This window comes from Candidatus Korarchaeota archaeon NZ13-K (assembly GCA_003344655.1).
Lineage (GTDB): Archaea > Korarchaeota > Korarchaeia > Korarchaeales > Korarchaeaceae > Korarchaeum.
Genome location: MAIU01000046.1, coordinates 1 through 8,815 on the forward strand (window position 1 = coordinate 1; position 8,815 = coordinate 8,815).

General features: G+C 57.8%; 7 protein-coding genes. 4 read left to right on the forward strand and 3 right to left on the reverse strand.

Annotation, left to right across the window (positions count from 1 at the left end; all coding sequences use genetic code 11):
- The 3 genes from BA066_05335 to BA066_05345 all read left to right on the forward strand — a co-directional run.
- Positions 1 to 385, forward strand: a 385-nt coding sequence (locus BA066_05335; GenBank protein ID RDD53257.1) for a hypothetical protein, incomplete at its 5' end; no start/stop codon positions are given.
- Between the two features lie 24 nt (positions 386 to 409).
- Positions 410 to 1,537, forward strand: a complete 1,128-nt coding sequence (locus BA066_05340; protein RDD53258.1) for a peptidase M24 family protein — start codon at positions 410 to 412, stop codon at positions 1,535 to 1,537.
- 2 nt (positions 1,538 to 1,539) lie between these two features.
- A complete protein-coding gene (locus BA066_05345) occupies positions 1,540 to 2,703 on the forward strand; it encodes a class I SAM-dependent rRNA methyltransferase (GenBank protein ID RDD53259.1) in 1,164 nt (387 codons plus the stop codon).
- Here the strand turns inward: BA066_05345 and BA066_05350 are convergent.
- Both BA066_05350 and BA066_05355 read right to left on the reverse strand, forming a co-directional pair.
- On the reverse strand, positions 2,668 to 2,883 hold the full coding sequence (locus BA066_05350) for an AbrB/MazE/SpoVT family DNA-binding domain-containing protein (GenBank protein ID RDD53260.1): 216 nt from the start codon (positions 2,881 to 2,883) through the stop codon (positions 2,668 to 2,670). The genes BA066_05345 and BA066_05350 overlap by 36 nt on opposite strands.
- 6 nt (positions 2,884 to 2,889) lie before the next feature.
- Complete coding sequence (locus tag BA066_05355) at positions 2,890 to 3,255, reverse strand: hypothetical protein (protein ID RDD53261.1); 366 nt, start codon at positions 3,253 to 3,255, stop codon at positions 2,890 to 2,892.
- 88 nt (positions 3,256 to 3,343) lie between these two features.
- Between BA066_05355 and rgy the strand changes: the two genes are divergently transcribed.
- Positions 3,344 to 6,625 carry a reverse gyrase gene (rgy, locus tag BA066_05360; protein ID RDD53262.1) on the forward strand — a complete coding sequence of 1,094 codons (3,282 nt, stop codon included), beginning with the start codon at positions 3,344 to 3,346 and terminating at the stop codon, positions 6,623 to 6,625.
- Here rgy and BA066_05365 read toward each other — a convergent pair.
- Positions 6,614 to 8,815: hypothetical protein (locus tag BA066_05365; protein RDD53263.1), on the reverse strand; the 2,202-nt coding region annotated here is incomplete at its 5' end. The two genes, rgy and BA066_05365, sit on opposite strands and share 12 nt — an antisense overlap.

Sequence of the window (8,815 nt, forward strand, 5' to 3'; positions counted from 1 at the left end):
GAGAAGGCTCTCCGTTTTCGGGCACCCTCACCAGTTTCTGGTGCTGACGAGCAATGCCACGAGATTCCTTTACGAGGTTCCCATGGGGGTCCGGGCAAGGATTGAGTTCATCCTGAGCAGATCTGAACCTTTCAGCGAGGAATCGGCCCTATCAATGGATAGGTTGATGAACTGGTTGATGCTGCACGGTGTGAGGAGGTACTACAGGATCCACGTCTCCGGTCACATATCACCGGACCAGATCGGTGATCTTGTGGAGTCGATAAATCCCAGATTCGTTCTGCCCATCCACACGGAGCACCCGGACCTCTTCGATGCCTTCCTACCGAGGAGGATGAGGGATCGCATCATACTGCCGGGGGCTGGGGATGTGTTAAGGTTTTAGGCCGCTCCCTCAGCGGCCAACCGTATGTACCCAAAGGAGGAACTCGAGTCCAGGGTTAGGAGACTCAGGAGATGGATGGCGAGGAGGGATCTGGACCTCTGCCTCTTCACGTCGGGTCCCAACATGCTCTACCTCTCCGGAACGATGGAATCCGAGCTCCTGGTTGTTCCCATGGACGGGGAGCCATACCTGATAGCTAGGTACGCCTTCGGCGATGAGATAGCCAAGGAGAGGTCCCCCTTCCACGTCGAGGTCTACAAGCCCTTCTTCGGGTTGAGCAGGTCGGAGCTCGAGGAGCCCAATCCCTTCAAGGTCCTGGTTGAGAGGACTGGCGACGTCAAGAGGGTGGCCGTGGATTTCATCGAGAGGAGGGAGATGCTCGAGAGGATGAGGAGGGTCTTCAGGAGGGGCAAGAAGAGCGTGGCCGTGATAGATGCCAGGCAGCAGTTGAGCAGGATGAGGTCGATAAAGAGCGAGTATGAGGTGAGTCTCATGAGGGAGAGCGCCTCCATCTCCATAAGGGCCCTGGAGAGCATCGATATTTCCCCGAAGATGAGCGAGAGGGAGGTGGCCAATCTCCTAGAGTTCGAGATGAGGAGGCTGGGAGCCGACGGCAGCAGCTTCCCAACGATAGTAGCCAGCGGGATGAACTCCTTCAACGCTCATCACATACCAACGGAGAGGAGGATCTCCGAGGGGGATATCCTCCTGATAGACTTCGGGGCCAGGTATAAGGGTTACTGCATCGATATAACCAGGACATACTTCATCGGGACGCCCAACGCAGAGTTCTTGGAGAGATATCAGGCCGTCCTCGATGCCCAACTCAGGGCGATCGATCACATCAGAGGAGGGGCCCCTTTCGAGAGACCTGACATAGAGGCGAGGAAGATTCTGAGGGATCGCGGGCTCCTGGACTACTACGTCCACTCCCTGGGTCACGGTCTGGGCATAGAGATACATGAGGAGATAAGGTTGCTCGTTGGGAGGAGGGGACTTCTGGAGGAGGGCATGGTCGTGACCGATGAGCCCGGGATTTACATCAGGGGATGGGGTGGGATAAGGATAGAGGACACCGTGCTCGTCGGCAGGAACAGGGGGGTGCCGCTGACGGATAAGCTCCCCAAGGACCCTGACTACATGAGGAGGTAGCCTTGCGCTGGAGCCTGACGGGAGAGGTTTTCCTCAAGGGAGAGGGTCCCGAGAGGGTGAGGAGCGGCCAGCTGAACATTTACAAGAAGTGGTTGGGCTCCCTGAGGGGCCCTGTCGCTGAGGGAGATCTCGTAGCCATCAGGGACGAGGCGGGCGAGTTCCTCGGCATGGGTTTCTATGAGAACGTCGGGAGCATAGCGGTCAGGGTCCTCAGCAGGGAGCTTGGGGATCCAGCCGTCATAATCGAGGAGAGGCTGAGGGAGTCCCTCAGTTTGAGGGAAAAGCTGAAGCTGGATAACTTCTTCAGATGGGTTTACAGCGAGGCTGATTCCCTGCCCGGATTGATAGTGGACGTTTACGATGATGTCGTGGTCCTCTCATCCACCTCGCTAGGGATCGACCTGAGGATCGAGGGGATAGCCTCTATGGTGGACAGGATCTACGGGCCCTCCTCGATCGTGTTGAGGAACGACAGCAGGCCTAGGAAGGAGGTGGGCCTACCCTTGGAGAGGAGGCTCGTCAAGGGAAGTAAGACGAGGGCCGTCATAAGGGAGGGAACGGCCCTGTTCAACGTGGACACCATGGAGGGACAGAAGACCGGATTCTTCATAGACCAGAGGATGAACAGGATCAGGTTGGAGGAGCTGATCGGCCCTGGCGATAGGGTTCTCGATCTTTTCAGCTACACCGGAGGCTTCGCCCTGCACGCGGCCCTAGCAGGGGCTCGCGTGACCGCTGTGGAGGAGTCGGAGTACGCGGTGTCCGAGATGAGGAGAAACCTCGTCCTGAACTCCGTCGAGGCTGAAGCGATCAGATCTAGGGTCAGGGAGTTCCTCGAGAGGGATCAGGATCTCTACGATTTCGTGATCGTGGATCCGCCCGCCTTCGCCCCCAGCAGGGATATGGTTGGGACCGCCAGGAGGACCTACTTCGCGGTCAACGCAGCGGCCCTCTCCAGGGTGGCCCCGGGGGGTCTCGTCATGACGAGCTCCTGCAGCCTGTTCATATCCAAGGAGGAGTTCAGGGAGATAGTGGAGAGCTCCTCCAGACGCGCTGGGAGGGAGATAAAGATCCTAGAGGAGCTTCGTCCCTCCCCAGATCATCCATTCGACCCCAAGCATCCCTGGACGCTATACCTGAAGGGTCTCCTGCTCCAAGTGGTTTGAAAGGGGCCTCCTATCAACCCTGGAGTAGACGAGCTCTCCCTCCCTCACCCTGACCTGGAGCATATCTCCCACTTTCCATCCGAGCCTCTCGATCAGTCTCTTGGGTGCAGTTATCTGGTAGCTCATGTATTCCCTCTCCTCCATCCTCCACCTCTTCACCCTGAGCTTCACGTAGGGCATATGGGGTCAGTTGGCGTACCTTAATGATACTTTCCCCCCGGGGATCACCTCCGCCCTCCCCAGAATGAGATCCCTCACGGCCTCCTCAAGCACGTCCGAGGGAGTAACGACCAGCTTCGCGCCGTTCCCTACGACGGCCTCCACCACTTCCAGATCGGCCCTATCGCTTATGAATAGATCCGGTTCCAGCTCCAGTATTATATCCTGCAGCAGATCGATCGACCCCCCGAGCTCCAGGAGCGTAACGTCCGTCACGAGCCCCAGGTCGTTCACCTCAATAACTGCAATGAATTTAACATTTTCAGGATTGCTAGATATCTTGCATAACTTCAGATCCCGATTCACCTCTTCAATTGGGAGGGCTATCCTCATTTTGAATCCAATAGTTTTCCAACTAGAAACGATATAAAGCTCCCCGACCGTATGTCAGACCTCGATATATCTCGGATAATAAGCGGTGATGGCGATGATACCAGCGGTGTTCCTAGAGCTCTGCCCACCTTCCGGGGAGCTGAGGACACATGAGAGGAAAATATGCATTGAGGAGGACCTGAAGCGCATATCCTCGGAGTTGGAGGGATTCAAAAGGTTCTTCGAATCCTGTCTGGGTTCACCTCCCTGGGAGGTCCAGTTGATGTGGGCCAAGCGGGCGCTGGCCAGGAGGAGCTTCGCGGCCATAGCTCCGACCGGCGTCGGGAAAACAGTGTTCGGGTTGATAACAAGCCTCTACTTCTCCTACCGAGGATGGGGAAAGTCCTATCTCATCCTCCCAACCTCCCTCCTGGTTGACCAGGTCCACTCGAACCTGCTCAGATACATCAGCTCCTCGGGGATCGACCTGAAGGTCCTCCCCTACAGGAGCAGGATGAACGGGAGGGAGAGGAGCGAGTTCCTCTCCTCCCTGGAGTCAGGGGATTTTGACGTCCTCGTGACCACATCCCAGTACCTCTCGGTGAACCATGAACTCCTGAGGAGGTCCGTGGATAGGTTTTCCCTGATATTCGTGGACGATGTGGATTCCTTCCTGAAGAACTCGAGGAACGTTGACAAGGTCCTGCAGCTGATGGGCTTCAGCGAGGAGGATATAAGGAGGGCTTCACATGGAGAGGAGGTTCGAGGTGAGGTTGACAGTGTCCTCATAGTCTCAACAGCGACTGGAAAGCCTGGAAAAAGGGTTGCCCTGTTCAGATCCCTCCTGGGGTTTGACGTCGGGGTCGTGAGGCCCGAGCTTCTCAGGAACGTCGCGGATCTGTTCACGAGCAACAGGGATGATCTTGGGGAGTTCGCCCGAAGGATGGGCGGTGGGTTCCTCCTCTTCGTCCCCAGCATGTCCCTGGCGGATGAGGCCATGGAGCTCATGGAGTCGGTCGGCTTCAGGGGGGAGGTGGTCCACGGGTACGAGGAGGGGAAGGTCAGGGAGTTCAGCGAGGGGAGGCTGGACTTCCTGGTGGGGGCAGCCAAGCCCTACGGTGTCCTGGTCAGGGGGGTGGACCTGCCGAAGAGGATCAGGTACGTCATCTTCTACGGGGCCCCGAGGTTCGAACTCACGCTGGGGGAAGTTGAGGGGATCGAGGAGCCCTTCCTATCATCCCTGTTCCTCACCCTCTCGAGAGCGATGGGTGAGGACGCCAGGAGGCTCGCTATGAGGATCAGGAGGAACCCCAGGGAGGAGGACCTGAGGAGAGCGAGGCAGATGATTGAGGAGCTATTCTCAGACGAGGAGAGGCTCCGCTCAGTTTCGAGCGCGGCTGACGTTGTGGTGGAGGCTGGTAAGATAATGATTCCCGACATCAGGACTTACATACAGGGTTCTGGCAGGACCTCGAGGCTCTTCCCCGGCGGTATAACCAGGGGGGCCAGCCTCCTATGGGACGATGAGCCCATGCTCACGGCCTTCATAAAGAGGGCCAGGGCCCAGGAGCTGGATCCCCTGCCGCTCAACGAGGTGGACCTGGAGGGGCTCAGGAGGGAGATAGATGAGAGCAGGAGGATGCTTTCCTCCATGAGGAGCGGCTATGAGTACGCTAACCTACTTAGAACTGCGGTCTTCATAGTGGAGAGCCCAAACAAAGCAAGAACAATCGCCAAGTTCTTCGGAAGGCCTAGTAGGAGGTTCGTGAATGGCATACCTGCCTACGAGGTGACCACCGGGAGCTACGTCCTCACGGTGGTCGCCAGCGGAGGGCACGTGGTGGATCTCTCGACCACCTCGGGTTATCACGGTGTTCTCATTGAGAGGGTCGATGGCAGGGACGTCTTCGTGCCAGTTTACTCCTCCATAAGGAGGTGCAATTCCTGCGGCAACCAGTTCACCGATTTGAACAGGTGCCCGAGGTGCGGCTCCGATGACATAAGGGATAGCAGGAGCGTCATAGAGGTCCTCAGGAGACTCAGCTTCGAGGCCTCCAGGGTGATAATAGGAACCGATCCGGACACTGAGGGGGAGAAGATAGCTTGGGACATATATCAGCTCATAAGGGACGCCTCCGAGGAGATATACAGGGCCGAGTTCCACGAGGTGACGAAGAGCGCCATAACGGAGGCCCTTAGGAACCTGAGGGATGTTAACGAGAGGATGGTGGGGGCCCAGGTGGTCAGGAGGATCGAGGACAGGTGGATAGGGTTTGAGCTCAGCGCGGAGGTGCAGGAGAGGTTCGGCAGGAGATACCTGTCGGCGGGGAGGGCTCAAACGCCCGTCCTAGGATGGGTAATAGAGAGGTACAGGGAGCACCAGAGAAAGAGGACGATCACTGTTTTGAGGGGGGATGAGCTCTTTCTCAGGCTGGAGGGAAGGGTGGGTGAGCCTGGGCCATCTAAGGTGGAAGTCAAGGTCCTCAGGACTGAGGAGGAGACCGTCAGACCTCCTCCACCCTTCACCACGGATGCCATGCTGAGCGAGGCCAACAGGCTGTTCAGAATGGGAGCAAGCAGGACGATGCAGCTGGCTCAGTTCCTCTTCGAGGCCGGTCTTATAACCTACCATAGAACGGACAGCCCTAGGGTAAGCGATGCCGGGATGAGGGTGGCCTCCGTTGTCCTGAGGGATGGGTTCATCCCCAGGAGGTGGGGGGAGGGAGGCGCTCACGAGTGCATCAGGCCCACGAAGCCCCTCTCGATGGAGGAACTGATCGATTACGTCAGAGAGGGAATCTTGGCCGTTGAGGGGCTGACGAGGGATCACCTGAGGCTCTACAATCTCATATTCAGGAGATTCATGGCATCCCAGTCCAGGGAAGGTACGTTGGTGAGGCAGGTGGTGAGTCTAAGGGTAGGAGAGAGCGTCTTCGAGGTCAGCAGGTTGATCGGAGCCCGAGGTGGCTGGTTGGACTGGTACCCGTTTCACTACACGATAGAGCCTGAGCTTAGGGATGGGATCTATGAGGTCATCGTGGAGCATCAGCAGGTTCCTGCGGCCCCCCTCTACACGCAGAGCGATCTGATAGCACTCATGAAGGAGAGGGGAATCGGCAGGCCCTCCACATATGCCACGATAGTTGAGAAGATCCTGCAGAGGGGTTACGTGATAGAGAGGAGGGAGAGGCTCATCCCCACGAGGCTAGGGATCGAGGTGTACGATTTCCTCTCCAAGAACTTCCCGGACCTGATAAGTGAGGAAAGAACTAGAATTCTTGAAAAGAAGATGGATAGCGTTGAGGAGGGGATCTCGGACTACCAGGATCTCCTAAATGAGCTCTATAATGAGATAAAGGAGAAGGTCGTCAGTAGGAGGTCAGGAGGTTGAGATCAGCTCATCCCCCCTCAGCTCCAGCCTCCTCTCCTTATGCATCCTCATGTACCTTTCTAGAGCGGCTATCCTGAAGCTCGGCGGCACCATCGTCAGCATCGTGGCAGGCGCCTTCCCCCAGACCCTCAGCATTATCTCTATCCTATTCTCCACAGCGCCCCAGTTATCCCTGAATACCCTCTCCGCCTCCTTCACCTCCTCCGCCAGCACGTTTAGGGACTCCCTGGTGGATCTCACCAGCCTCTCGGCCTCCTCAAGCTTGCCCTCCCTCAACCTGAGTTCCGCATTCACCAGCGAGGCCTCGGCATCCACCATCCTGTATGGAGACACCTCAAAACCTATCAGGCTCTCCAATTCCTCAAGCTTTCCTTTCAGGCCCTCCAGCTTCTCTCTCAGGTTTTTAAGATCCTCCTCAAGGCGCAGCACCTCCCCAGCGGGAAGTTCGATCCTAGGAGCTGAAGGCCTCTCTATCTCCTCTAAGGGCACCTCCGGCCTCTCTATCTCCTCCTTCTCTATCTCCTCCATCGGTATCGGTGGCCCCTCCTCCTCGAACTCGAACGGGATCTCCTCCAGCGGGACCTCCTCCGGAACCTCCCGGGGAGCCTCCGGGGGCGGAACCTCCTTCGGGATGATCACCTCGACTTTCCTCGGCCTCCTAGGCCTCACCATCAGGGCAACCACCGCGAGCACCATGAGCACCAGGACGGAAGCCACCAAGTACTCCATGGGAATCTGGATCTGGAAGGCTGGCGCGCTCTGCGTGGCCGTTTGGGTTACCGGGGGTTGCACCGAGGTCTGAGTCTCTGGCTGGATCACTAGGATCGAGGCCCTGCGTTCCTCAAGCTCGGCGCCGTCCTGGGATAGCACGCGAGCCACAACCTGGAGGGTTCCGCTGCTCTTGGACCTGAAGCTGAACTCCAATGCCTGGGATTCGCCAGCCGCCAAGGGCCTTGTGATCTTCTCCTCCGTCACCTCCCCCAGGCTCAACGCCACCCTGAACTGCTGGCCGTCCTCGTATCTGTTGACCACGGTCAGATTCACGATGAAGCTCTCATTCAACTTGACTTGGGAGGGGAGCTGCAGGGAGTCCACCAGCATGCCCCTCTTTATCGTTACGGACAGGGTCTCCTCCAAGAGAACCGCCCCGTCTCCAAGCAGGATCAACCTGACACCTTCAGATTCCCTCTTCGCCACGCTCCTCAGTTCCATTTCGAATCTCTCCCCGTAGCCGGCTTTCAGCCTCTCCGAAGTCTCCTCCACACCGTCTCCAGTCAATAGGAGAGTGATGTTTGTCGCGTTCCACCCGTTAATCCCCCTGAGCTTCACCACCAGTGAATCCCCGACCCTGAGTTCTCCAGGAGCCTCGTAGCTGAGGGAGGGTACAACCTCGGGTCTCGTCGTAGTCACGGCCCCGGGCCTCATCGAGATCCACTCATCGGCGCTCATCCCAACCACGAGGTTGGGCGGGAACCTGAAGCCGCCTGAGATCAACCCCACAGCGCCCCTCGATGGTAGGAACGTGGAGAACCTGGCCCCGCACTGGCCCGGGCCCACGGAACCCACGGGCTTCTCTCCCAGCGGTTTGGCCCCGGAGTCGAGTGTATAAATGCTGATGGAAGCGGTGGGTCCTGTCTCTGCCGTGCTGCAGATGTATCCCTCGATCAGGTAACCCCCTCCCTCCTCCCTCACCTCCAAAAGCTTTAACCAGAGCTCAGGGAATCTGAAAACTCTCAAAGTGCCGGACTCGCCGAAGATGGCCAAGTAGTAACTTCTGTTGACCGGATCCTTGCGCAGGGAAACATCGCTTCCCACCTCCTCCCCCATCTTGAGGTCGTAGAGCCTTATGCCAGAGGGGAGGTGATACACCCTCAGCAGACCACCCCTGCCGAAGTAGAGGAGGGCCTTCTCCACTATCAGGGGCTGCCTCACGGGCTCTACCCACGTCTTCATGGATCTCCTCAGCTCCATTCTCCTGAGGTCGACTTGGTGTATCACCCCGCTCGAACCCGTGAGCGTCGCCGTTCCATCGATCACCGGAAACTCCCCGCCGGGTGCCGCGTAACCCAAGCTGCCGGAGAGATCCAGCCTCGAGCGATGAGCCCCGCTCCTGAGGTCAAGCGACATCAGGGTCTTGTTCTCAAGCAGCAGCGCTAGGTAGTTTGAATCCGCCCCGAAAGCCTCTATCCT